The 25,802-nt window shown below is 42.3% G+C and carries 22 protein-coding genes; 6 read left to right on the top strand and 16 right to left on the bottom strand.

Going from position 1 to position 25,802, the window contains the following annotated elements; translation table 11 throughout:
* Positions 1–46: 46 nt before the first annotated feature.
* From Q0058_RS02305 to alaS, 15 genes are all read right to left on the bottom strand, one after another.
* Entirely contained in the window at positions 47–2,635 is a 2,589-nt protein-coding gene (locus Q0058_RS02305) for a T9SS type A sorting domain-containing protein (protein ID WP_298221120.1), read from the bottom strand.
* A gap of 202 nt (positions 2,636–2,837) precedes the next feature.
* Positions 2,838–4,286: an SUMF1/EgtB/PvdO family nonheme iron enzyme gene (locus tag Q0058_RS02310; protein ID WP_298221121.1), complete on the bottom strand. Its 1,449-nt coding sequence runs from the start codon at positions 4,284–4,286 to the stop codon at positions 2,838–2,840.
* A 109-nt stretch (positions 4,287–4,395) separates the two neighbouring features.
* Complete coding sequence (locus tag Q0058_RS02315) at positions 4,396–5,016, bottom strand: DUF4230 domain-containing protein (RefSeq protein WP_298221122.1); 621 nt, start codon at positions 5,014–5,016, stop codon at positions 4,396–4,398.
* 42 nt (positions 5,017–5,058) lie between these two features.
* Positions 5,059–5,706, bottom strand: a complete 648-nt coding sequence (locus Q0058_RS02320; protein WP_298221123.1) for a response regulator transcription factor — start codon at positions 5,704–5,706, stop codon at positions 5,059–5,061.
* A gap of 10 nt (positions 5,707–5,716) precedes the next feature.
* Positions 5,717–7,486 (bottom strand): tetratricopeptide repeat protein, encoded by a 1,770-nt coding sequence (locus Q0058_RS02325; protein ID WP_298221124.1) that lies wholly within the window; start codon positions 7,484–7,486, stop codon positions 5,717–5,719.
* Positions 7,486–9,420 (bottom strand): tetratricopeptide repeat protein, encoded by a 1,935-nt coding sequence (locus tag Q0058_RS02330; RefSeq protein ID WP_298221125.1) that lies wholly within the window; start codon positions 9,418–9,420, stop codon positions 7,486–7,488. Before Q0058_RS02330 ends, Q0058_RS02325 begins: the two co-directional genes overlap by 1 nt.
* A 58-nt stretch (positions 9,421–9,478) precedes the next feature.
* Entirely contained in the window at positions 9,479–9,772 is a 294-nt protein-coding gene (locus tag Q0058_RS02335) for a hypothetical protein (RefSeq protein WP_298221126.1), read from the bottom strand.
* An 87-nt stretch (positions 9,773–9,859) separates the two neighbouring features.
* Positions 9,860–11,281 carry a hypothetical protein gene (locus Q0058_RS02340; protein ID WP_298221127.1) on the bottom strand — a complete coding sequence of 474 codons (1,422 nt, stop codon included), beginning with the start codon at positions 11,279–11,281 and terminating at the stop codon, positions 9,860–9,862.
* A 68-nt stretch (positions 11,282–11,349) separates the two neighbouring features.
* Positions 11,350–13,191 carry a PQQ-binding-like beta-propeller repeat protein gene (locus tag Q0058_RS02345; RefSeq protein WP_298221128.1) on the bottom strand — a complete coding sequence of 614 codons (1,842 nt, stop codon included), beginning with the start codon at positions 13,189–13,191 and terminating at the stop codon, positions 11,350–11,352.
* Positions 13,192–13,227: 36 nt separating this feature from the next.
* The gene (locus tag Q0058_RS02350) at positions 13,228–13,602 is read right to left on the bottom strand and encodes a hypothetical protein (RefSeq protein WP_298221129.1); all 375 of its coding nucleotides are present in this window, start codon (positions 13,600–13,602) and stop codon (positions 13,228–13,230) included.
* Positions 13,603–13,607: 5 nt separating this feature from the next.
* Positions 13,608–14,120, bottom strand: coding sequence for a hypothetical protein (locus Q0058_RS02355; RefSeq protein ID WP_298221130.1), 513 nt, complete (start codon positions 14,118–14,120; stop codon positions 13,608–13,610).
* Between the two features lie 80 nt (positions 14,121–14,200).
* Positions 14,201–15,148, bottom strand: a complete 948-nt coding sequence (locus tag Q0058_RS02360; RefSeq protein ID WP_298221131.1) for a GSCFA domain-containing protein — start codon at positions 15,146–15,148, stop codon at positions 14,201–14,203.
* A 3-nt stretch (positions 15,149–15,151) separates the two neighbouring features.
* On the bottom strand, positions 15,152–15,913 hold the full coding sequence (locus Q0058_RS02365) for a hypothetical protein (protein WP_298221132.1): 762 nt from the start codon (positions 15,911–15,913) through the stop codon (positions 15,152–15,154).
* A gap of 74 nt (positions 15,914–15,987) precedes the next feature.
* Positions 15,988–17,208, bottom strand: a complete 1,221-nt coding sequence (locus Q0058_RS02370; RefSeq protein ID WP_298221133.1) for a hypothetical protein — start codon at positions 17,206–17,208, stop codon at positions 15,988–15,990.
* Positions 17,209–17,355: 147 nt separating this feature from the next.
* The gene (alaS, locus tag Q0058_RS02375; RefSeq protein WP_298221134.1) at positions 17,356–19,992 is read right to left on the bottom strand and encodes an alanine--tRNA ligase; all 2,637 of its coding nucleotides are present in this window, start codon (positions 19,990–19,992) and stop codon (positions 17,356–17,358) included.
* 264 nt (positions 19,993–20,256) lie between these two features.
* Between alaS and Q0058_RS02380 the strand changes: the two genes are divergently transcribed.
* From Q0058_RS02380 to Q0058_RS02405, 6 genes are all read left to right on the top strand, one after another.
* The gene (locus tag Q0058_RS02380; protein WP_298221135.1) at positions 20,257–21,234 is read left to right on the top strand and encodes a peptidoglycan DD-metalloendopeptidase family protein; all 978 of its coding nucleotides are present in this window, start codon (positions 20,257–20,259) and stop codon (positions 21,232–21,234) included.
* Complete coding sequence (locus tag Q0058_RS02385) at positions 21,234–21,566, top strand: MerR family transcriptional regulator (protein WP_298221136.1); 333 nt, start codon at positions 21,234–21,236, stop codon at positions 21,564–21,566. Before Q0058_RS02380 ends, Q0058_RS02385 begins: the two co-directional genes overlap by 1 nt.
* A 74-nt stretch (positions 21,567–21,640) precedes the next feature.
* Complete coding sequence (locus Q0058_RS02390) at positions 21,641–22,222, top strand: LemA family protein (protein WP_298221137.1); 582 nt, start codon at positions 21,641–21,643, stop codon at positions 22,220–22,222.
* 86 nt (positions 22,223–22,308) lie between these two features.
* Complete coding sequence (locus Q0058_RS02395) at positions 22,309–22,746, top strand: TPM domain-containing protein (RefSeq protein ID WP_298221138.1); 438 nt, start codon at positions 22,309–22,311, stop codon at positions 22,744–22,746.
* A complete protein-coding gene (locus tag Q0058_RS02400) occupies positions 22,746–23,543 on the top strand; it encodes a YgcG family protein (protein WP_298221139.1) in 798 nt (265 codons plus the stop codon). Before Q0058_RS02395 ends, Q0058_RS02400 begins: the two co-directional genes overlap by 1 nt.
* A gap of 9 nt (positions 23,544–23,552) precedes the next feature.
* The gene (locus Q0058_RS02405) at positions 23,553–24,323 is read left to right on the top strand and encodes a hypothetical protein (protein WP_298221140.1); all 771 of its coding nucleotides are present in this window, start codon (positions 23,553–23,555) and stop codon (positions 24,321–24,323) included.
* 61 nt (positions 24,324–24,384) lie between these two features.
* On the opposite strand, the gene Q0058_RS02410 is transcribed toward Q0058_RS02405, so the two are convergent.
* A complete protein-coding gene (locus Q0058_RS02410) occupies positions 24,385–25,767 on the bottom strand; it encodes an alpha/beta hydrolase-fold protein (protein WP_298221141.1) in 1,383 nt (460 codons plus the stop codon).
* Positions 25,768–25,802 lie beyond the last annotated feature (35 nt).

A 25,802-nucleotide genomic window follows, 5' to 3' on the forward strand; every position in this document is an offset into this window, starting at 1 on the left:
CACGCCTTTCGACGTGGTTTCCAAAAAAACTAACTACTAAACCTCATTATTGCTTGATGACTTTGAAAGTTTTGATTTGATTGCCAATGTAAATTCTGACAAGATAAGTTGCTGCTGCGTATTGCGACAGATCAATCCTGCTTTCATTCGCATTGACTTTTCTGGACTGAATGAGTTGTCCTAACATATTGTGGATTTCGATTTTATCAATATTTTCCTTGTAGGAAACATTGAGGACATCAATTACCGGATTCGGATATACTTTAAGGGCATTCATTTCGAATGTTGTATTTCCGAGACAAGTTCCAAGCGTTACCGTTACGGCCAGACGCGTCGGGCTTTCGCATGAAGTCAGCGTTTGAGAAGCATAATAAGTAGTTCCTGCTGCCAATGGCGTATTATCCGGAACCACATTTCCTGCCGTTGGCGCATCATACCAAATCACATTTGAACCATTCACCCCCAACAATCCGACAGTTTCTCCACTACAAAAAGTTTGGTTTGAGAATCCGGTTGGTGCTGCGGTCGGGTTGATTGAAGCGGTCACAGGCGTTCTTGTCGAGGAACAAGTGGCATCAACAGTTTCAACATAATACGTTGTGGTCGTGCTGATGCTCGGCGTCGTAAAGCTGGCTCCGGTTCCCAGCGCTGTTCCTCCGGATGGCACATCATACCAACTGATGTTTCCTGCACTTGCGGTGGCTCCGAGTGCTAAAGTTCCTGCATCGCATCGTGAATCAAACGTCACAGCGGTAATGGTAGGAATTGCATTGGCCACTGCCGTTACTGCCGTTCTTGCAGAAGTACAATTACCTGTGGTCGCCTCAACATAGAAAGTCGTTGTCCCTACTAAAATAGAGGGCGAAATATTCGTTCCGGTTCCGACAAATGAGCCTGACACTGGAGCAGTATACCAATTGAGCGTTCCGGCGCTTGCAGTAGCTGATAAGGTAACCAAACCATTGCCACAGCGGCTTGCCGGCGTGGTTGCAGTTATCGTTGGTGTGGTATTGACTGTGGCCACAACAGTTGTTCTAGTGGAGATACAACTTCCGTTGACGGCTTCTACATAATAAGTAGTCGTTGTACTGATGCTTGGCGTTACGAAAGTATTCGTCGTTGCCAAAGCGGTTCCACCTGTCGCTGCATTATACCAAACCGTATTGCTTCCAGAGGTTGATGTTGCCGAAAGCGTAACCGTTCCTGCATCACAACGGCTGCCCGCAGTGGATGAAGTGATTGTTGGCGTAGGTGTTGCTGTCGCAATTACGGCGGTTCTTGGCGAAGTACAGGTTGCCGTAGCGGCTTCTACATAATAAGTCGTAGTGCTTGCAATCGAGGGCGTGGTAAAGCTCGTTCCGGTTCCTAAAACGGTTCCGCCCGTAGGTACGCTATACCAATTTAAAGTTCCTGCGCTAGCTGTTGCACCCAAAATAAGAGTTCCTACATCACAGCGGCTGGCCGGTGTTGTGGCTGTTACCGTTGGCGTGGTGTTTACAGTTGCGATTACGGCTGTTCTTGGCGAATTGCAAGTTGCTGTTGCGGCTTCTACATAATAAGTCGTTGTCGCAGCAATATTGGGTGTCGCAAAAGTATTCGTCGTAGCCAATGGTGTTCCTCCAGTAGCTGCAGCGTACCAAACTGTACTTCCTGCACTCGCCGAAGCAGACAGAGTAACGGAGCCTGAATCGCAACGGCTACCGGGTGTAGTCGCTGTAATACTTGGAATTGTATTGATTGTCGCAACAACCGCCGTTCTCGCAGAATTACAACTTCCATTGGCGGCTTCCACATAATAGGTGGTTGTGGCCGAGATGCTTGGCGTTGCGAAAGTGGTTCCTGTGCCTAAGACACTTCCTCCAGTTGACGCGGCATACCAATTGAGCGTTCCGGCACTCGCAGTAGCACCCAAAGACACACTTCCTGTGGCACATCGGCTCGCGGGTGTTGTGGTAGCTACGGTTGGAATGGCTGTTACAGTAATGTAACCTGTCTTGGTTTCCGTATCGTTTCCGTTGAAATTAGCCGCAACCAAAGTCACTGTATAAGTTCCCGGAGTATTGTATATTACAGTTGGATTCTGATCAGTAGCGCTGTTTGGCGTTGCACCGGTTAATGTCCAAATCCACGCTGATGGGATATTAGTAGAAGTATCCGTAAAAGTGACCGATTGGCCTACACAAACTGATGTTGCTGAAGCTGTAAAATCGGTAACTGGTGGTGCGGTCGGACATATTGGTGTGGTTCTATCCAATGTAAAACCATCGCCATCGCCACCAAAATAAACATAAAATTGCGGTGGAAATCCACAGACCGATGCTTCTAAAGTCTCGACATGTGCCCCATCATTATTCCCGCCAAAATAAGCATAGAAGGAAGGCGGAATACCACAGGCGGTTATGCTGGTTTCTTCGGTTGCTGCGCCATCGGCAGTTCCGCCCATATAGGCAAACTGGAATGCTGCAATTCCACAAGCTGTTGTACTTAATTCTTCGACACTTGAACCGTCATTAACCCCACCAAAATAAACATAAAAATGTGGTGGTATGGAACAACTGGTTATACTTAATTCATTTGCTGTTGCTCCGTTGGAATTTCCACCGTTGTATTGTGCAAATGCGTTAAATTGTGTCAAAAAAAATGTTAAGCAAACAACTAAATATATTTTTGTTGTTTTCATCTGTATCTATTATTTGTTTTTTAACCGAGGATGGAGCGCACAGATATTCATTCGCTTTTTTGATATTATTTTTTTGCGTTTCATCTAATTTGATTTTTAAATTATTATAATTCATTGGGTAGCAAGTAAAAAAGTACTTGCCAATCAAATTGGATTACTATCTTACGCCACGACCACCATTGGTATAGGCTCTTGCTGCGCTTGTTGTTCCTGCGAAAGATCTGTCAGATGTTCTAACAAGAGTTGCTGCGCTTACATACTCGCCCCCTCTTGCCCCAACGCCCGTTGCAGTGGTAACTGAAGGCCAAGAGGCTTGGTTAGCATCTCCGATTGATGTTAAAGTTCCGTCTCCTAAGGTTCCCGTGAAAGCAGTCCCTGAAGCATTGGCTACAGAAATCGTTCTTTCCCAAAGATTTCCACCCATTTCCATAGCACCATAATAAGCAGCACCTGCCGAAGATCTTCCTGAAGAAGCGGTAGCAAAAACACCCACTTTTAACGGGCCGTATATTCCGCTTCCGGTTCCAATGGCTACGGCACATCTACCGTTTACTACTGTAGTTTCGGTTTCTGTTGGCTGCAATGCATTTTCAATGGTTGAGCTGTAAAACGGATTGATAGTGGTATCACCCCAAGGATATTCTCCCGCTACTCTTGGCATTGTCCCACGGCATACTTTTTCAAATTCTAATTCGGTCATTGGGCGTAATGCTGACCAATCCAAATACGCAGCTAAATCTGCCCAACTTAAATTAGACATGGCAACGCTTTGCCCATCATTAACATTGTTAACTACACCCGTTGTGGCATCGCATCCGAAAACGGCTGGGATGGCTGCATTATTTCCAGGCGTTTCAATGACAATTCCGTTTCGATATCCATAGCTTCCATAAACCACATAAGTTCCAGCTGCACTTGTTGGATCAGAGGTAACACGGGATTGTTGTTGTGAAAAAGTCAATGAATTTAAAAACTCTACATACTGCAGTTGAGAAATTTCATATTTCATACAATAAAACGCATTGTATCCAACAGGAAAAGTGGCAGGAATTGACGGACCGCCGCCGCCAATCACTGCAGAAGTAATACCAGCTGACTGCGAAGTTGCGTTTACAGTAATACTATTGAACGTAGATACACTCGTTCCATCACCAAGTTCGAATGCACCTTGTGGTACGTTAACCATTTCGATTCCAAAAACTTTATAATTGTAAGTTCCAGCTGGTATGGTCATTTTCAAAGTAATTGAAGTAGCCGAAATATTGCCGCCACCCAAGGCACTTCTGCGAATAAAAACACCTTTACCGTCCGTCACGGTATCAACTTGCAATGGTGAACCCGCAGTATGATCTCCTGAAACTGTACTCAAACCGGCATGTGCCCACAAACGGGTGTTACAATCTTGATATTTAATGAATACCCAAACGGCATCCCAGTTGGCTGGAGCTACATTCGCATTCCAGCTGTTCTCCCAAGAAATATTGAATGTAATATTAGAGCCTGAAACAGACGTTCCAGTAATTTCGACATTATTTGCATAAGTATTCAAAGCAAATAAAAAGAAAAGTGACAAAGCAAATTTTGAAAAATAATTTTTTGATTTCATTTTGTTGTTTTTTAAAAGTTATAGGGCAAATGTAGAATGCCGATAACCTTCTGGAAATACGCTTATTTTCGTATTTTGAAGCAACTGATGAAAAAAAGATTCGGAAAATTTATCCTTTGATTTTAGAAGTCAAATCGGTTTCGGAAACAATCTCCTGGCCTTCGTACTTGAGTTTCCAGCCCATCGTATTGGTCAGGATCAGCACTTTCGACAATTCGGAAACGAGTCGATTTTGCGCATTGGTTTTTAGTGAAGATTTTTCAATTTTTTTAGCCAGATTCAGTCGAACTGATTTGTTGATTTTGTTGTAATCATCGCCCGTAAAAGCATTGAATTTACTTTGATTGACATCATAAAACTGAATGTCGGGACTGATTTTGATTTCTTCTTTAGGAATGTATTTAATCGTAATCGTCTTATTCTTCTCATCGATGTCGTACTGCATTTGGTGCAAATCATACGCTACGGTCACATCAGCATTGACAATGATCAACGCTTTTTTTTCAAACGACAATACGCCGCCGAAATATTTGTCCTGGTCTTTATAAGTCAGTACTTCGGCAAAATGGCCTTCGGTAACCACAAGTTTACCAACGTTGACGATTTGTTGTTGAATGAGATTGGTGTTGTAATCTACAGTAGATGTGTCGCTTTTTTTGAATTCGCAATATTTGAACAGCAAAAACAAAACAAGTGCAGCAGCAACGGCGAGACCGATTCTTTTGAGCATGTCTTTTTTTTATAAAAATAGAAAAAATTATGACATTCGAACCTAAATCAGGTTGTTGTTTTTGGCTTTCTGAATCGCTTCAAGTTTGTTGTGCACCTGCAATTTCGCGTAAATATTCTCGATGTGTTTGCGGATCGTTCCCACGGAAAGGTAAAGATTTTCTGCAATCAAATGGTATTTCAAGCCTTTGCTGAGTTGCTCCAAGACTTCGATTTCACGCACCGTGAGTTGAATATCTTCCTGTGGCGTAGCACTTTCAAAATCAATAGGATTCCTAAACAACTTCAAGGTTTTCAAAGCAATCGAAGGCGTCATCGTCGCACCGCCGTTCAGCGTATCAATAATGCCTTGTTGCAAATCCTGAGGATTGACTTCCTTGAGCAAATAACCATCGGCTCCGGCTTTGATTGATTTGAAGATATTTTCATCATTGTCAAAAACCGTCAGCATGATAATTTTAATCTGCGGGAATTTTTGTTTGATTGCGTACGTCGCTTCGATGCCGTTCATTTTGGGCATTTCGATATCCATTAAAATCAAATCAACGGCGTGGTTTTTCTCGAGTTTTTCAATCATGTCCTCGCCATTCACTGCCGTGAACTTGATCACAAAATCCTCGAAAAAAGAAAGTTTTTCCTGAATCGTTTTGATCAGGAATGAATTATCGTCTGCGATGGCTATTTTGATCATTTTTTAAATTTTAAAGGTGAATGAGAATCGAAACCGAAGTTCCTTTTTCCGGTTCCGAATGCAACGTGAAAATACCGCCGATACTCTCAATACGCTTTTCCATATTGAGCAAACCGTTGCCCCTGACGACCGTTTCCATATCGAAGCCGATGCCGTTGTCCTGAATCTGAATCGAGACCGTATTGTCTATTTTCTTGACTGTGATGTTGATTTGCGTAGGATTTGCATATTTCAAAGCATTGTTAATCGCTTCTTGCAACGTGCGGTAAATGTTCATCCCGAAAATGGATGTGAATTCGACTTGGCTCAAATCGTCATCAATCTCAAACCGGAACTCAATATTTTCTTTGGCCGATTTCGCTTTTTCTAGGAAATTGAGAATGCGCGCGCGCAAATCCTCAAAAGTGATTTCATTCGAATTCATAGCCCAGATCGTATCGCGCAGTTCGACAATCGTCGATTTGGTAAAGTTGCTGATGCTCTGCAATTTCGAATCAAGTTTCGCATTCTGGATGTCAAATGCATACTTGATATTATCGACCGACGAAATGATAAAAGTGAGTTGCGCACCGATGTTGTCATGCAGATCGCGCGAAATCGTAAGCCGTTGTTCCTGCAATTGGTTTTGGGTTTCGATTTGTGCAATCGCCGATTTCAACTGAAATTCCTGTTCCTGTTGGCGGTTTTTGAGTTTCTGTTGGCGAAAAAGCAGGTAGCCCATCAAAGCAAAAAATAAGGCAAACAGCGCCAAACCTACAATCAGATAACGTGCTTTTCTGGCTTCAATTTCTTTTTGCAACAATTCGGCCCGATTCTGGGCAATCAGCTTCTCTTTTTTATTCGTTTCAAAACGCACTTCAAGTTCTGCAATTTTCGAATTTGTGTCTTTATTGAGCAGGCTGTCTTTATATTGTGTGTACTTTTTATAATTGTCGAATGCTAACTTTTGATCGTGCAGCGATTCATAGTTTTCCGAAAGCATTTTATAACTGTACTGAATCAGGTCGGTATAACGGTAACGCATAGCCATTTCAAGGCTTTTGTTATACCATTCGATAGCCTGTTTTGGTTGGTGTTGCGCCGTATATAAATCACCGAAGTAGGTGTAGTTTTCAGTAATCCCGAACGTGTCTTTCAACCGGAAGCGGATCGCAATCGCGCGGTCGAACATCGGCTTTGCTTTGTCAAATTCCTTTCGAATGATATGTATACCCGCGATGTTGTTAAGGCTGTACGGAATCCCGATACTGTCGTTGATGTGCTCTTTGATTGCAAGTCCTTTATTGTAAAAATAGAGTGCCGAATCATATTGCTCCTGCATTTCCTTAAGCACACCGTAATTATTATAGATGCTCAGCAGCGGTTGGCGGAAACCATTTTGCTCGGCAATTCGCTTGCCTTTCTGCATATAGTAAAGCGCATTTTTCATGTTCCGCCGCTTCATCTGATAGCCCATCAATCCATAGGCATCAGCCATTTTTTCACCGGCATTGAGTTTTTCATACAACGAAACTGCCTTGAGCGCATACCGGAAATTCTTTTCGTATTTGCCCTGGATATAGTAGACGAGGCTCAAATTGGCGTAACTGTCGGCTTCACCCAAAGCATAGCCGATTTTGTGTGCGTCGTTGGCATTCTTGAGAAAGGCTTCATCGAGCACTGCCGATTTTGCTACTTTCGTATCGTAGGGCATGTTATTAAGTGCATCGACTTCCGCCTTTTGCTGCGCATGTGCATGGCATAGAAAAGTCAGCAATAGATAGGTGAATGCCTTTTTCATTAGCGTCCGAGATTGATTTTGTCGAGCGCGATTTTCACGGCCGTTCCTTTTGTTAGCTCCGAAATGATCTCGAGTTTTCCACCGATATCCTCTACCCTTTTTTGAATATTACGCAAGCCGTTTCCTTTCTCGATCGTGTCGATATCGAAACCAATACCGTTGTCGCGAATCGCTATACAGATTTTGTCTTCGTGTGTGCTCACTTCAATCACGATTTCACTCGCTTCGGCATATTTGATGGCATTGTTGATGGCTTCCTGAATCGTGCGATAGCAGTTCATCCCGACCACCGCGCTGAGTTTAAGTTCGCTTAAACCTGCTTCAATGTGGAATTTAAAATCAATTGATTCTTTGGCGTCTTTGGCTTTTTCTATGAAATTGAGGATGCGCGACTGCAGTTCTTCAATCGTAATCTCGGTATAATTCATCGCCCAAATCGTATCGCGAAGTTCGCTGATCGTGTCTTTCGTGAAATTGCTGATGTTGGCGAGTTTCGATTCTAAATTCGGATTCTGAATATCGAAGGCGTATTTGATGTTGTCGACCGAGGAAATGATGAAAGTCAGTTGCGCCCCGATATTGTCGTGCAAATCGCGCGAAATCGTCAAACGCTGTTGTTGCAGTTCGTTTTGCGATTCGATCTGCACAATCGCCGAGCGCAGTTTGAATTCCTGTTCCTGCTGCCGGTTCTTGATTTTCTGCTGGCGGTAAATTAAGAATCCTACCAAACCGATAAAAAATGCCAAAGCGGTCGCGGCCATCAGAAAGTAATTTTTTTGCTTGACTTCGGCTTCATTCTCTAACAACAACACTTTGTTTTCGGCAAGTTGCTGTTCCTTTTTTTGCGTTTCGTACAGAATTTTAGATTCGGCCAAAGCAGCTTCTTTTTTTTCGGAAATCAGTTCGTTGGTGATGGTTTCCTTTTGGAGTTGGACTTGGAGCGCCGCTTCAAATTTTCGTTGCTTTTGATACAAATCGACTAGATTCGTATAAGCCATAATCAGGTTCGGCTTCTGCTGGATTTCCTTTAAAATGGCAATGCCTTTCTGAAGATTGCTTTCTGCCGTCGTGTAATCTTTTTGAAACATAGCGAGAGTTCCTAAATTGCTGTAAGTATCTGCAATTTGCTTTTTTTCGCCTATCTCCAAATCAATTTTAAGGCATTGATTAAAATAATACGCAGCGCTATCCAACTGATTCGAATACATAAAGCAATTCGCTTTGTTGTCATAAAAAGTCGATTTGTTGCGCAAGGATTTAATTTCATCAGAAATCCTAATCCCTTCCTTGTCGAGATCCAACGCCTGTTGATAATGGCCTTCCATGCCATAAAGATTCGCAAGCGTATGTAAGGAAATTAAATAAAACCTATTGTACTTATCTTTTCCAAGAATGCTAAGTGACTTTTTGAGGTTTTCCTCCGCCGAAACGAGATCGTCTTTTTGCAAATAAATCTGCGCCATGCAACCATACGAACTACAAATGCCGTATTTATTTTGGTGCTTTTCGTAAATTTTCAAGGCTTTATAAAGACACTCAAATGCCTTGGGATAATCGCCGGTGTTTTTGTAATCGTTGGCCAGCCCGATGCAGGCTTTGGCGGCAATGGTATCGAATTTTGCATTTCCTATGAGCCGAACGGATTGCTCGTAATACTTTTTTGACAAGCCGTAACTCGATTTGTTCTGATAAAAGGCCGCGCGCGCAAAGGAGGCCATCGCTTTATAAATGTTGGGCTCACCAACTGACAAACGCTCGAGATTATTGGCATAAATTTCCAAAGAATCCGGAGCTGTAATAGAAATCTGACCTATATTCTTGTAGGCTTGAACGATTTTCGATTGTTTTTCCGTCATCGCAGGCGCTATTTTTTTTTCCTGATGTCCGCAGGAAAATAGCAGCAACAAACTGATTGATAGTATCGTGTTTTTCATGAAATCGAATTACTTTCTAAAAATACTAAAAACAGTTTAAAAATAGCGGGAACTTTTGTCATTTTCGGGACTTGAGCAGATTGTTTTGCGAAAGCAACTCGAACAAATCATAATTCAGGTTGAAAATCAGGTTGCCAAGTTTGGGTTTGCTCGATTGGAGTGTTTTTTCAAACTCTTCGGTAAGTTGTATTTTATGACTTTGCAACATCGATTTCTGGTTGAGTTCTACAATGATTTTCTGTAAAGCATCGATCCTTTGCTCAAACATTTTCTGCTCACGTCCGAATTGCTGGCCGAGGTAGAAAACTATTAAGCAAAAGATCAAAAGCAATATCAAAAGAAAAAGCATCATAGCTTGGCTTCGTTTTAAGTAAGAAAAATTTGAAGTTTAAAATTCGGAAGTTATGACTTAACAAAAAATACGTCTTATTTCGTATTCTCAACCTTTCATCAAATCTTTGATTGGAATTTTTACGGCGTGCAGTTTCAATTTCCCATCGACGGATTTCGTAAAATACAATTGCTGGCTCGGTTCATCATAAAAGGGGCCGCCCTCAAAGCCATCGCCATTGATTTTGCTTCCGAGATTTACCGGCTCCGACCAGTTTTTCCAACTGTCATCAAGGCGGTAACTCACATAAATATCATAATTGCCGAAACTGCTGAATCCGCACGAACTGAAAAGCAAGGTTTTCTGATCCGATAACAATTGCGGCGTGATTTCATCATCTGCAGAATTGATTGCTTTGCCCATGTTTTGCAGCAAGCCGTAAGTACCGTCACTTTTTTGATTGGCAAAGTAAAAGTCGCTTCCACCTTGCGTGAAATCAGATTCGACCGCCAACACGATGGTTTTTAAATCAGCTGTTACGGTCGCATCGGCGGTTTCTCCATAATTGGCATAAGCCGTAATTTTGATAGGATCGGCAGGTTCGAAGGCACCGTTATTGAGTTTATAAAGCTGAAAACCCGTTTCGCCGGTTCCGGTCTCATAACGGTTTCCGCCTTTGAGCACATAAGTTGGCGAAGCATATTCAACAAAATTGAAGCTGTCATTCTCGCTCAAAGAAACCTCGAGTTTGGGTGCCGACCAGTTGCCATCGGGATTTCTGTTCGCGCAATAAACCTGGTCTTTTTGCCCGTCGTTGCTCGTGAAAAACAAACGCTTCCCGTCATCGGCGACTTCAATGGCTGAAATGTCGGTATCGACCATGGTCAGTTCTTCGGCTTTGGGTAACAGTTCGAAAGTACTTCCGGTATTGATTTGGGCATTCAACGGCGCATCGCTGTCTGAAATCCCGACCGCATCAATCTGTTTTTGTCCGGGCAACAGCGCAAAATTGAATTCGATTTTTACCGCGACGACATTGCTGACCATTTGATTCAATAGCGCATGTTCGACGCCGGGATTCAGCAACTCAGGCGCATCCTGAATTTTCCTTCTTTTGCGTTTATAATAATACGCGCGATCCGCCGGAAGGGTCGCTTTGAACGTGGGCGTTTTCCAGTCTGATTTTCGTGTCCAGACGGTTTCATATTTGCCGGAACCCGTATCAACACCGATTTTCACTACACAACCCGCGTTCAGATTTTCGAATACCGCAATTTGTTTGACGCTTTGTGGTTTTTCAAATCCCAACTCTACGATTTCATAACCGTCAAGTGCTTTTTTGGGCGCCCATGCATTCGGGGAATTTCCGGCTTGCGGAAAAGCATCGGGTTTGCCCAAAATCCTTTTGATGCCGTATTGTTTTCCGCCCAAATCCGAAGAATACTTAATGAGTTTATGAGCCCATTGGATTTGCTGCGCATGGCTCGAAACAACGCACAGACAAATGGAGATTATCAGTATATTTTTCATCTTGATCGTATTAAAAAAAGGCTGCGAAATTGCTTCCACAGCCCGAAACAAATAAACGTTCAACCTATTTAATTGTTTACTTTAATCTTCTCTACTTTTCTTCCTTTGAAGGCGAAAATGTATTCCCCATCATCAGTAATATCGATACCATCGCCGTATTTAGGGCTTCCGCCTTTTCCTTTCGACTGCACGGAACCTTTGGTTTCTCCGTTTGTCATATCGATACCGTAGATAATATTTTTGCTGTTTCTTTGGTCTCTGAGGAAATAATTGTCTCCGATGTGGTAGAAGTAATCAATCCCTTTGATTTTCTCGGAAGCATAAGCGCGCGTTCCGTCTTTTTTGTTGTAAGCGGCCAATCCTTTTTCGGAAAGCACGACCACTTTGTCGTTGAAATCTATCACGTCTGCTGCTTTTCCTACTTTCGCATCGTTGTGTTTCACATCGAACAATTGTTTTCCTGAAGCAATGTCATAGCTGTAGAATTCGTCACCGTCGCCTACGAAAACCGTTTTGTTGTCGTCTAAAATAAAGTCTGTGATGCGTTTGTCGAAACGTTCCGAACGCCAGGCGGTTTGTCCTGTTTTATCATCAAGGCACAACACGGAGTTCTTTTGGTTTTTATAATCCCAATAGATGTAAGGCACCCAAGTTTTCACACTTCCACCGCCGCCAAAACCACCTAAAGCCATCGCTGCGCCGAATCCTGCTCCGCCTGAAGATTCCTCAAGACGGAATTCCTGAACCTGTACTTTCCCACCGACCTGTACCAAGATTTTATCATTGGATTTGTAGATGTTCGGCATACAGAATGCACCGGTGATTTTTTCAGAAGCCCACAATAGTTTTCCTGAATTGAGGTCGTGTTTTTCTACATATTTTGTACGGTCTCTTCCACCCAGAATAACAAGGTAAACTGCATCTTCAGTAAATAACGGTTCAGCAATCGCTCTGTAGATTTTAGATCTTTTCCCGCCACTGAACAAGCCGCCATTAGCACCATTGATGTCATTATCATAATTGACATTCCAGATTTTTTGTCCGGTTTTGTAGTCGAAAACGGTCAATCCGTCCATATACATCACCACTTTGTCGCCTTTGATCCAGAGGTCAACAATCGCTCTTCTGGTCACGAGTTCTTTTTCGATCACCCCGACGAAAGTGGCATCCCATAGCACATCGCCATTGACGGCATTGATTCGGACCAGTTGGTTTTTAAAGCCTGCAAACAGAGCGCCCCAGCCTGTAGGTTTGTAATTGACCATGATGATTTCCTTTTTCGATGCATCATAAATATATTTTCCGACACCGCCTTTGAAACGGTTGGTTTCCCAGATTTTCTCACCGGTATTGGCTTTAACCATAATCACGGAATTCTTTTGAGAAATCATAAACGCATCAAGTTCTGTAATATATTTTACGGTTTCGAGTTCGCCCTGATCGGTGCCTTCCATGCCTTTCGCATCTTTCGGAATCAGGTCCTGGTATTGTTCTGAATTCCACAATTCTTTTCCTGTGGCCAGATCGAGTACTGCTACCCTGTCGGTTCCTAATTTTCTGGCATCGAACAAAAACAGATAACCACCTTTGTCTTTCCAGATCGTATATTGATATTCGGAATTGTTCGTTTTGTTGGTGGTCAATTTTTTGTAATCGCCATTCCAGATGGCTTTCCCGTTGGCGTCGATTACCGAAGCTGAGTTGTCGTCGGTTCCGATAATATACTGCCCGTCGCCGTCACAAAGCGCCAAACGCGTGGCTTTGTTATCGAATTCCGATTCCCATACTGTGGCAAAACTGCCTGATTTTTTGCCGGCGCTTTTCTTTCCTAAAAGATTGCCGAATTGCGCTGAAGCTGTGAATGTTCCGATAAGACATAACGAGAACACTGCCATGGATACTTTTTTCATAATCATTAAATTTTGGTTGAACTTAGAGTGTTGAACTTAAAAGGTAATCGTGTAGCGGATTTTATACCGCTGTTGTTTTTGTAATTTGAATTGAAACTTATGGTTGAGGATGTAATCCGACATAAAATTGATGAAGTCGATGTTCTTGATTTCGCTGTCGACTTTGAAGAAAGAGGACACTTTGCCATTCTGCACAACGCCTATATCTACGACCATCGTACCGTGAACGTCTGCATATTTCTTGTCTTTCTTTTTGGTGAAATCCTGAGCATGAAACATATCGTCGACTTCCTTGGTGACCGTTTCTGTAATCTGCTCTTCATCGGTCAGCACCGGACGTTGCGCATACAGCTGGTTTGAGGTCAATGCGACGAAAAAAATAAAAATGAGATAGTAGTATTTTGATTTCATGATGCTTAAGGTTGGTGCGTGATTTCAGTGACTACTAAATTCCCTTCAGTAATATTTTTGCTAGCCGCGGTGTTGTTTCCTACAAAGTTGAAAGTGCCGCGCAATTCATCAGCCGTTAAATCACAAGTGGTAAGATTCATCGTACCAGAATCTGAATGATAATAATCTAGGAGATTGGCTCCTGATCCGTCTTGGTAGGTCAGCCACGAATCGGCCATCGTAAATCCGGCATGTTGTGCAGGATAATTGCCGACCGTTGCAGGCATGTGGAGTTCGAGCACCTGAACGCCTGCTTTATAAGCATATACATCTATGTATTGCCCGCCGGCTACGGTATTGTTATATACAGTAGCTTCTGTTTCGTCTGCGGTAATTAAGACACCGTCAAGTTTGAAAGTGGTAGCGCTGGTATTTACCGGATTCGAATTGTTGGAATCGCTGGAGTCCTTGCTACAGGAAAGGTTTAAGAATACTAAAGAAAGTATTACTGCTTTTGCTAAAATAGAGGTTGTTTTCATGAACATTAGATTTGTATTGGTGAACAGTACAAATCTGCGTCAATAAGGAAGGCGTAACAATACGATGAAATACGTATTTTTTAGAAAGTCATTTTAGGAAATCGCTTTTGAAGCTGTGCGATTTTAAGTTGAAGTTGCGCAGTGAATTTCAAATGCGATGCCGAATCCGGGTTGAACGGCCGGTGCGCCAATCCTTTTTGGATGCTTTCGACTTCTTCCATAACGGCCAAACATTCTGAAACAATCGAAACCGAAGCAAATTGTTCCCAGATGTATTCGATGGCCGTGGCATTGGGATGCATCATATCCTCGGCATAAAAACGGTAATCGCGCAATTCGTCCATCATGATTTCGTATGACGGAAAATAGGCTGCGGTGGTTTCTGCTTCCAGCATTTGATGGATTGCGGCAATCAGGTGTGCTTTGCTGCGTTGGTTTTCCGTAAATCCGTCTTTGAGATGCCGCACCGGAGAAACCGTAAAAATGATCGCTGCTTTCGGATTGATGCTTTGAATCAAAGTCATCGCATCCCGAATCGCTTCCTGAATGCTTTCGATACTTAACAATTCTTTTTCAAATTGTGATTGCGGCACTTTATGGCAATTGGCAACTATTTTTTGGAATGCTTTTTCGCGGTAAACCCAAGCCGTTCCATACGTAATGAGAATATGCGAAGCGGCTTCGATATTGGTTTTTAAATCTTCTAGGTTTTGATTGAGTTTTTGAAGCAAATCCTGCTGATTGTTCGCGCTCAAATCAGAATGCGCGTCGAAACAATGCCAGCGTTCGTTGTGAAAGAAAACATCAGCTTCGGTATAAAAATCCTGATGCACCGTTCTTTTGATGATTTCGCGAATCGCGATCGGATGGAATAAAATCCCAAACGGGTTGACGGTATGCTGAAATTTGTAATAGTTGAATTTCTCGGCAATATTCACGGCAAAACAAGAACCCAAGCTTACAATCTTCGAATCATAATTGATTAGGTGATTGCTTTTTGTAATGGGAACTTTGGTCGTGAAGTTCATGGCTTATTCGTAGATAAATGTTAGGTTTATGGTTGTACCTGGGTTTCCGCTGTAGGAGCGAACTTCCGTTGTAGGAAAATTGTCAGCATTGTATTGAAAAGTAGCGCTTTGAGTACCAAAGTTTGTAACGGAAGAAGTCACGTTAGCATAAAATCCTGCGCCCGGAATAAGTAATTTACCCCATCCTAAGATATTTTTGAAAGGATTGTTTTTCGCATCATATACAAATGTTGAGGTGCTGGCGATTTGTGTTCCTGCAGTATTATAATCTTCAATTCGTTGGATTTCATTGGTGGTGGTCATGAAGTATTTGCTCTGACCATCGAATTCCTCTCCCGAATTATCAGTCCTTGAATAGTTATTTGTCGTAATGGTTCCGTCATTGTTGTAAGTATAGACGATTCTAAATTCCTGATCGACAAGATTGTCTGTCTTTTTCATAGTAGCCAGCTTACCGTTTGTGTAGGTATAATCATAAATGATCGGAATTCCAGAATTATCAACGTACCATTCCATTCTTGTGATGACATCTCCCGTATAAAAGTACTTTTGCACCAAACCCTCGCTGTTGGTAATCGTATTCAGTTTATTGCCGGTATAGGCAAAATCGTTAATAATAGCATTCTGGCTGGAACCTGAAGTGGTTTGAATCGTTCTTCTGATCAAAATAGAATCGGTCGCTACCGGATTGGAATCTGAGGAAGAGTCTGAAGAACACGAATAAAACAAAAATGTCATCAATAGGAGGATGAGTAGTTTTTTCATAAGAGTAGTGCTTTTTCAAAATAAAAACCCAAACGACGAAGGTTTGGGTTTCAGGGATATACTAGAGTTTCTTATTAATAAAAGTAATTATGCGTATAATCACTATCTTCATTGGAAGTTGTCGGAAAATCAGACAAGTTATACATATAGGTAAATACAGAAGTCGGATTTAAGTCTATAACCTCGTTGGTTATATTTTTGGACATTCCTTGGGCTTCTCCGTCTACAAATGTCGTCTGCGCAAATCCGATGACATTTTTGAATGGATTGTTTTTAGTGTCGTAAGTATAGGTCTTTACTTGGCCTGATGAAAACTCAATTTTTGAAACTTCTCCATTTAAGAAAGTTATAACCGAGGTTCCGTCAGGCGTGGTTTGAGCAGTGAGGTCGCCTGTAAATCTTGTCACTCCAATACTTCCGTCAGGATTATAAGTATACACTTCCTTTATAGCGTTATCACCTGCGATATCTGTTGAAATATAGCTGATTAATTTATTGGCCCCGTTGTATTCGAATGTTTCTACAGAAAGTACAACACCATTCACGTTATCCTCAATTTTGGTGATCAGGTCGCCTGAATAAGTATACGTTAACGTATCTACAAACCCATCTGCATCCGTACTAACTTCTTTCTTAATTTTTCTGGCATTGGTAGCATCATAAGTATATACTGTAGAGGTCTCTAAGACGCCGGTGCCCTGAATCCTGTCTTCAATTTTTATAGGCACTATACTATTGTCGCTAGGATTGACAACTTCCGTCGCTGTATAAGGAAGACTAAAGAAAGTACCACTAGTAAACACTTTAGTATTTACGGCTGTCTGCGCTACATCTGCGAATCTTACGCCGGTAAATTTGAAAGACCCGTATATTCTTTTGTTGGTTCGGTCTATAGCCGTAATGACCAATTCTGCAGTGTCAGTATACTCTGAGAAATTAGCGAATTCACCACTGTCATCGCGTGCCGCAATATAAGGGTCGGAACCATTAGCCGGGTGATACTCTATAGAAAAACCTGCTTCGGTGGGTCCGAATTCATCCCAAGTGTACGTACCTACAACCGGCATAGAAGGCACTGCGATTATGAAAAAAGCACCGTCTGCACCGACACCTTTAATCATCAAAGAAGTATCATTAAGAACCACCTGAGTCGTAACTGATGTAAAGCGCTGCCCATCAAAATCAATCTGCATGTCGCCAACCGGTGGCGTTGTATCCGGATCTTCCTCAGGTTTTTCTACACAGGAAGTGAATAAACCTATCGAAACAAACAACATAAGAAATATATTTTTCATGGGTGCTTTTTTAAAATTGAATTATGTTACGCAAATAAACTTAAAAATAGTGATATAAAAAAGAAAAAAATGAGTTCCTGTTTAGAACCGCTATTTTGCTCAATTATTGTGGGTTATCCGTGAATTAACAAGCTTGTTGATTTCCTTTTATTGGATAAAACCGACTGCCTTTTCCAAAGCTTCCTGAATGCCTAAAACATCTTTTCCACCGGCAGTCGCAAAGAAAGGTTGCCCACCGCCACCGCCTTGAATATACTTTCCTAATTCACGAACCACATTTCCTGCATTAAGATTTTTCTCCGCCACCAATTCTTTCGAAATATAACAGGTAAGCATTGGTTTTCCTTCTTCAGCTGTAGCCAAAACCAGAAACAGATTCTTAGCCACATGCCCAATTTCGTAGGCAAGATCTTTTGCGCTATTTGCATCAACATCAACGAGTTTAGCCAAAAACTGAACGCCGTTGATGGTTTGCAATTGCGGCACGAGTTCAGACGTCATGTTTTTCACTTTGTCTTTCATCAGAGCCTCAATCTGTTTTGACAGTTTCGCATTCTCGTCTTGCAAAGCGACAACCGCCTTTAGGGTATCCTGCGGGTTTTTCAAAGTTTCTTTAATCTCCTGCAAAGCTTTTTCCTGCTCGGCAAAGAAATCGCGTACGCCTTGATTGGTGATCGCTTCTATTCTGCGGATTCCGGCAGCAACTGCACCTTCGCTGATGATTTTGAAATGCCAGATTTCAGCGGTATTCTTGACGTGTGTTCCGCCGCAAAGTTCCATGCTTTCTCCGAATTTGATGGCGCGAACGGAATCGCCGTATTTTTCTCCGAACAAAGCCATGGCGCCTTCATCGAGCGCTTGCTGGAACGGAATATTTCTTCTTTCAATTAAAGGCAAATGTTCCTGAATTCTTGCATTCACAAAATCTTCAACTTGCTGCAATTCCGCATCGGTGACTTTAGCAAAATGCGAAAAGTCAAAACGCAGGTAATTTGGCGACACAAGCGAACCTTTCTGCTCGACGTGTTTTCCTAAAATCGAACGCAAAGCCTGATGCAACAAATGCGTTGCCGTGTGATTGCTTTGAGAATCCGCGCGCAAATCCGCATTGACTTTCGCTACAAAACTAGCACTCGTATTTTCAGGAAGTTGTTTTGTAAAATGTAAAATCAGGTTGTTTTCCTTTTTGGTATCGATGATTTCGATTGATTCGTTGGCGGAAGTCAACGTGCCTTTGTCTCCTACTTGTCCGCCGCCTTCCGGGTAGAATGGCGTGTTGTCCAGAACGATTTGGTATAAGATGCCGTCTTTTTTGCTGTCGATTTTACGGATTCGGGTGATTTTCACTTCGTTTTCCAATTGGTCATAACCCACGAAAGTTTCTACATTTCCGGGAATCAAAACTGTCCAGTCTTCCGTCGAAACTTCAGAAGCAGCGCGGGAACGCGTTTTCTGCTCGAACATCGATTGGTCGAATTCCGTTTCGTTGAATTCCATGCCTTTTTCTTTCAGAATCAAAGCCGTCAAATCTTTTGGAAAACCGAAAGTATCGTACAATTCAAAAGCTTTCACGCCCGAAACTTCTTTTCCTTGCGTTTGCGTCACTACATTTTCGAGCAACTGCAAACCTTGGTCAAGCGTGCGTAAAAACGATGCTTCTTCTTCTTTAATCACATTGGTCACAAGGCTTTGCTGCGATTTGATTTCGGGGAAAAACGCGCCCATTTGGTTCGCCAAAACCTCAACAAGTTTGTAGATGAAAGGTTCTTTGATGTCTAAAAACGTAAAACCGTAACGTATCGCGCGGCGTAAAATCCTGCGGATGACATAACCGGCTCCGGTGTTTGAGGGCAATTGTCCGTCGGCGATAGCGAACGCTACAGCACGAACGTGATCGACGACTACGCGAATCGCGATGTTGGTTTTGTTTTGTTCTTCACTGATATTCTGAACTTCGTTGGAAGTGTATTTCAATCCTGTAATCTGCTCGACTTTGTGAATCAGCGGCGTGAACACATCGGTATCGTAATTTGAAGTGACGCCTTGCAAAGCCATACACAAACGCTCGAATCCCATGCCGGTATCGACGTGTTGTGCGGGTAATTTTTCTAGTGAACCGTCGGCTTTTCGGTTGAATTCCATGAACACGTTGTTCCAGATTTCGACGACTTGCGGATGGTCATTATTAACTAAACTTTTTCCGGACACCAGTGCTTTTTCTTCGGCAGTTCTTAAATCGACGTGGATTTCGGAACACGGTCCGCAAGGTCCTTGATCACCCATTTCCCAAAAGTTGTCTTTTTTGTTTCCCAGGATAATTCTGTCTTCTGAAATGAGTTCTTTCCAGATGTCCCACGCTTCTTGGTCGAAAGGAACGTTTTCGTCAGGGTTGCCTTCGAATACTGAAACGTATAGGTTTTCTTTTGGAATTTTGTAGACTTCGGTCAAAAGTTCCCAAGCCCAGTTGATCGCTTCTTTTTTGAAGTAATCGCCGAAAGACCAGTTGCCCAGCATTTCGAACATCGTGTGGTGATACGTATCGAAACCGACATCTTCAAGATCGTTGTGTTTTCCCGAAACGCGCAAACATTTTTGCGTATCGGCAATTCTCGGGCTTTTCGGCACGGCGTTGCCTAAGAAGTATTCCTTAAACTGCGCCATTCCTGAATTGTTGAACATTAAGGTCGGATCGTCTTTGAGCACAATAGGCGCTGACGGAACGATAAGATGCCCTTTGCTTTGGAAAAAATCGAGAAACTGTTTTCTGATGTCTTGTGATGTCATTCTTGTTGGTAATTTGGTTATTTGTGGATTTGGTTATTCGGGGTTTTCGAATTGACGAATCACCAAATCAACGCATCCACGTTTATGCCCCGGATAGTAGTGGTTATCCTTTTGTGCCGGCGTTCGGCGCAAAAGATAAGAACGGATAGCCGGATCAGGCCCTAATAATTTATATTCATTGAAAAAAGCGCGGAACAACGAAACATTTCTTAAATTTGTTCGACTTATCCCTTTTCAAGGTGCAAAAATAGGATTTTTTAAAACATGGCGAAGGTAAAATATTATTACGATTCTGAAAATCTGGCGTATCGGAAAATCAAGACCAAAAAGAGGACGAAATTCGCTTATGCGGTTTTGTTTTTGGTGGCTTCCGCGCTGTTCGGTGTTTTGAGTTTTGTAGTTTTACTGAACACGCCTTTTTTTGAAACTCCGAAAGACCGTTTGCTGACGAGAGAAATTGACAATTTCAAATTACAGTATGCGATCCTCAACAAAAAAATGGACCAGATTGATGAAGTTTTGGAGAATATTGAAGAACGCGACAACAACATTTACCGCGTTTATTTCAACACTTCGCCGATTCCCGAAGAACAGCGCAAAGCCGGATTTGGTGGAATCAATCGGTATAAGCAACTTGAAGGTTACGACAATTCGGAATTGGTGGTGAATACTTCCAAACGCGTCGATGTGATTTCGAAGGAACTCGTGATCCAATCCAAATCATTGGATGAAATTTTAAAACTCGCCAAAGAAAAAAATAATTTACTCGCGGCGATTCCTGCGATTCAGCCTGTGCGAAACGAAAATCTGAAACAAATCGCTTCGGGTTTCGGGTACCGTTCGGATCCGTTTACCAAAGTGCGTAAGTTTCACGAAGGCATGGATTTTTCGGCCAAAACTGGAACACCAATTTATGCAACTGGCGATGGCGTTGTAGATCGCGCCGATAATACAGCTTCGGGTTACGGCAACCACATTGTGATCCGTCACGGTTTTGGTTATGAAACGCTTTACGGGCATTTGAGCAAATATAAATGCCGTGCGGGACAACGTGTCAAGCGCGGCGATATCATTGGCTACGTCGGAAGCACCGGCCGTTCGGAAGCACCGCATTTGCATTATGAAGTGCACAAAGGCGGCGAAGTCGTGAACCCATTGAACTTTTATTACGGAAACATCTCAGCGGCGGAATATGTCGTGATTACGAAATTAGCAAATCAAGAAAACCAATCTTTAGACTGATGCATTTAAACTTATCTCCAGACAAACGGTATTACAGCATTGGCGAACTGGCCAAAGCTTTCAATGTCAACGCTTCCCTGCTCAGGTTTTGGGACAAAGAATTCGAAATTCTGAAACCCAGAAAAAACGCCAAAGGCAATAGAATGTTTACGCCGGAAGATGTCAAGAATCTACAGTTGATTTTTCATCTGGTGAAGGAACGCGGGTTTACGCTTGAAGGCGCGAAGATTCATTTGAAAGAAGGACAAAAAAAGACGCTCGATAAGTTTGAGATCATCAATAAGCTTGAGGGAATTAAAACGCAGTTATTGAATATTAAAAGTGAATTGTAATCAAATAATTGATAATTGATAATTGATAATTAAAATAAATTAAATTAAATACTTAACATTAAAATTAAACAAACATGAAAAGATTTTTGCCTTGGATTATCGGAATTGGAATCGTATTACTTCTTGTCTTTTGGGTCATTGGCGCCAAAAATACTGCCTTGCGTAAAAGTCAGGCAGTTGGAAAGGAATGGGGTAACGTAGAAACCGCCTACCAAAGAAGAAACGACCTCATCGGCAATTTAGTAAACACCGTAAAAGGTGCAGCCGACTTTGAAAAAAGCACTTTGACAGCGGTTATTGAAGCCAGAGCTAAAGCGACTTCGGTGACTATCGACCCTACCAACATTACACCGGAACAATTGACACAGTTCCAACAAGCACAAACCGGAGTTACCTCAACCTTATCTAGGTTATTGGTTTCTGTGGAGCGCTATCCTGAATTGAAAGCCAACGCCAATTTCCTAAAACTTCAGGACGAATTGGCCAGCACTGAAAACCAAATTTTAACGGCTAGAACGCGTTTCAACGAATCGGTTGAAGTTTACAACGGTTATGTATTGGCGATGCCGCAAAGCTTTGTTTTGGGCGGATACAAAGAAAAACCTTTCTTCAAATCTGTAGCCGGAGCGGACAAACCTGTTGAAGTAAAATTCTAAAAAATAATTACCCCATAGAAACATAGAAAAGTAACCCATGAGGAATATCTTTTTCTATGTTTCTATGGGGTTAAAAAACAAAACCCATGTCGAAAGTTGAAGCATTTTTAACCCCATCGGAAGAGCAAGCGGTCGTCGAGGCGATTCGTCTCGCGGAAACCGCAACTTCAGGCGAAATCCGCGTGCATATTGAAAAAACGACTTCGCTGCCGGCATTTGATCGCGCTTTGGAAGTTTTTCATGCCTTGAAAATGGACGAAACCCAACTCAAAAACGGCGTGTTGATTTATGTTGCAGTCAAAGACCAGGCGTTTGCGATTTGTGGTGACAAAGGCATCAACGACCTTGTTCCTGCAGATTTCTGGGAAAGCACCAAAGAAATTATGGCGGCGCATTTTAAAAACGGGAATTTCAAGCAAGGACTCATCGATGGGATTACCAAAGCCGGTGAGCAACTGCAAACCTATTTCCCTTGCGCGGAGGATGACACCAACGAATTATCAAACGAAATTTCTAAAGGATAATGAAAACACCAAAAAATACTTTCCATTTCCTGAAACTGCTTTTGCTTTTATTGATATCATCGGTAAGTTTTGCGCAATTCGACATCCCTAAAAAACCCGATTTCCAGACCAGCGTTTACGATTATGCCAATATTCTAAGCGCTACAGAAAAATCACAGCTTGAAGAAAAACTCGTCCGTTACTCCGATTCGACCTCGACACAAATTGTAGTCATTACGATTGAAAGCCTCAAAAACGAAGATGTTCTTCAACTTGCCACCAAATGGGGACAAGCCTGGGGTTTCGGTCAGGCCAAAGAAGACAACGGAACGATTATCCTGTTAGCCAAAAATGAAAAGAAAATTGCGATTGCGCCCGGCTACGGACTCGAAGACCGACTCACAGCGGGACAAGGCGGCGAAATCATCCGAAACATCATCGTGCCGGAATTTAAGGCCGGCAGTTATTACAACGGACTCGACAAAGGTGTTGACGCTATTTTTGACGCATACAAAGGCAAGTACAAAGGCGAACGCAAAAGCAATAAAAAAGACAAATTCCCGGTATTACCGTTTATCATTATTGTAGTCATCATCCTAATCATTATTTCAAAAAGCAGAGGAAAAGGCGGCAATTCCGGTAGTTCAGGCGGTGGTCCAAGTCTGCTTGACGTCATTATCCTAAGCAGTCTCGGAAGAAGCGGCGGCGGTGGTTTCGGAGGTTCCTCCGGTGGCGGATTTGGTGGCGGTGGCGGAGGCTTCGGCGGAGGATTTGGAGGCGGTGGTTTCAGCGGAGGCGGAAGCAGCGGCGGTTGGTAATTGAGACATATGAAAAGAGTATTTTCCTTTTTATTAATAGCCTTATCCTCATTTCTTTATTCACAGAACATTAAAAACGTCGGTGACATCAAAGAAATGGATTCGATAATCCGAATTGAACCGAATGCCGATAATTATTATTTGAGGGGTTACCTAAAATACACTGCTAAGGATTATAAATCCGCTTTAATCGATTATGACAAATCGATTGCATTGGATGCCGATAACTTTAAAGCTTTCTTCAGCCGGGGAATGCTTAAAGATAAATTACAGGATTTTAATGGTGCAATTTCAGACTATACAAAATGTATCGCATTAAATGGTGCGTCTTCCAAAGCATATTTCAATCGAGGGTATTCAAAATCTTATTTAAGCGATGTTGAAGGCGCCATTGAAGATTATTCAAAATGCATTGAGTTGAATTCAGAAAACAAAGCAGCTTTCCTTAATCGCGGTATTCTCAAAAAAGATCAAAATCTATTTGAAGAGGCTTTAAGTGACTATGATAATGCGATTGCAATAGACAATGATTTTTTAGATGCTGTTCAAAGCAGGGCTGTCCTTAAATCGCTAATGAATAGAAAAGATGCTATTCAAGATTTTAACGCAGCAATACGAATAGCACCGGACGATGGCGAAAGTTATTACAATAGAGCTGTTTATATGCTCAACTTTAAAATTGATGGAGATTATTGTTCTGATATCAAAAAAGCAGTTAGATTGGGCTTTACAACTGCCAATAGGTTATTTATCCAAAAATGTTCCAAGTACAATAAATAAGAATTTTCCACAGAAACAGATTCATAAAAAAAGCTACAATGTTCGTTGTAGCTTTTTCTTTTTAGTTCCGAATCAATTTAAAGGATTTTATGTCATTGTTCTTAGACTTCAGGATGTAAATCCCTTTTGCAATTTCCTCGGGCATTTCATACATCCCATTCGATAAAGTGATGTTTTTTATTTTTTTTCCAAGCATATCGAACATTTCAAAATCCGTTGCTGTCGGCATTCCTTCCACATAAATTTTACCAGACAGCGTTTGCATGATTTTCGGCGTTTCAAAGGTCGGTGTTGTAACCGCTAAGTTTTCATTCTGGAACAACCAAGTATATACCGCGGCAAATTCTCCTTTCCAGTAACTTTCAGAATGGATGCCGTAACTATCGAACTTCGTAAACGCATTGGCGGCCGTCAACCCTTTCGCGAGTAGATTATTCCTGACCGTATTCACATCAGGCACCATCGACGTCGATTCGTTCGTTCCAGACACAAAATACATGCGGTGGTTCTGCAAAACCGATGGCGCCAAAGTATTGATGTAAGCATTCATATCCGACAAAGCAAACCAATACGCCGGGCTTAAATTCCCGACTTTTCGAAATGCATTCGGATATTCGCAAGCCGCATACGTTGAGATAATTGCTCCCATAGAACTTCCGATCAAAGCATTCATCGCCGGTTCCGGACGCGTCCTGTAATTCGCATCGATGTAAGGTTTCAAAGTGTTGGCCAGAAAAGCCGCATATTCATCGCCGTGTCCGCCACCATAAGTAGGATTCACCCACGGAGAATATTCATTGAGCCGTTCGCCACCGCCATTGTCAATTCCGACTACAATCGCGCCGTAATTTCCTTGGCTGAACAAAGTGTTTAAAGTTTCATCGACTTGCCATTCTCCTGAAAAAGAGGTTACGTTATCAAACAAATTCTGACCGTCTTCCATATATAAAACGGGATAATGTTTCGTAGAAGTAGCATAATCAGGCGGCAGATACAACCATATTTTTCGCGTCGTGCTCAGTTGCGGAATGCCGAACGAGTTGCTTAGAATCTGTACGTTGGATGCTGCGGTTCCGGCAGCTCCGGTGCCTAAATCTTCCCAGGAAAGAATTGGAAACGCTATGACCTGAGGCCCGCTGGAATAAGTATAAGTCCGATTGGGTCTATATCCGCCGGCTGCGTTTCCTTCCACGGTAGCCCAACTGCCTCGCGTAAACTTGCATTCAAAAGTTCCGGTTCCCTGAGGTATCATCACTTCATAAAATCCGGTTTGGTTGTTCAGGTGTAAGACATAAACAGGATCGGCCGGGTTCCAGTTATTGAAAGTCCCTGTCACGTAAATCAAATCATTGGCCGGAGTGTTCGACGGTAAAGTGACCTGAAACTTAATTTGCGATAAAGCTATCGAAGTAACAAAAAGCAGTAAAAAAGTAAAGTGTTTCATAGTTGCCGTTTAAATATCGTACAAGGTACGAATTT

This window comes from Flavobacterium sp. (assembly GCF_027484705.1).
Lineage (GTDB): Bacteria > Bacteroidota > Bacteroidia > Flavobacteriales > Flavobacteriaceae > Flavobacterium.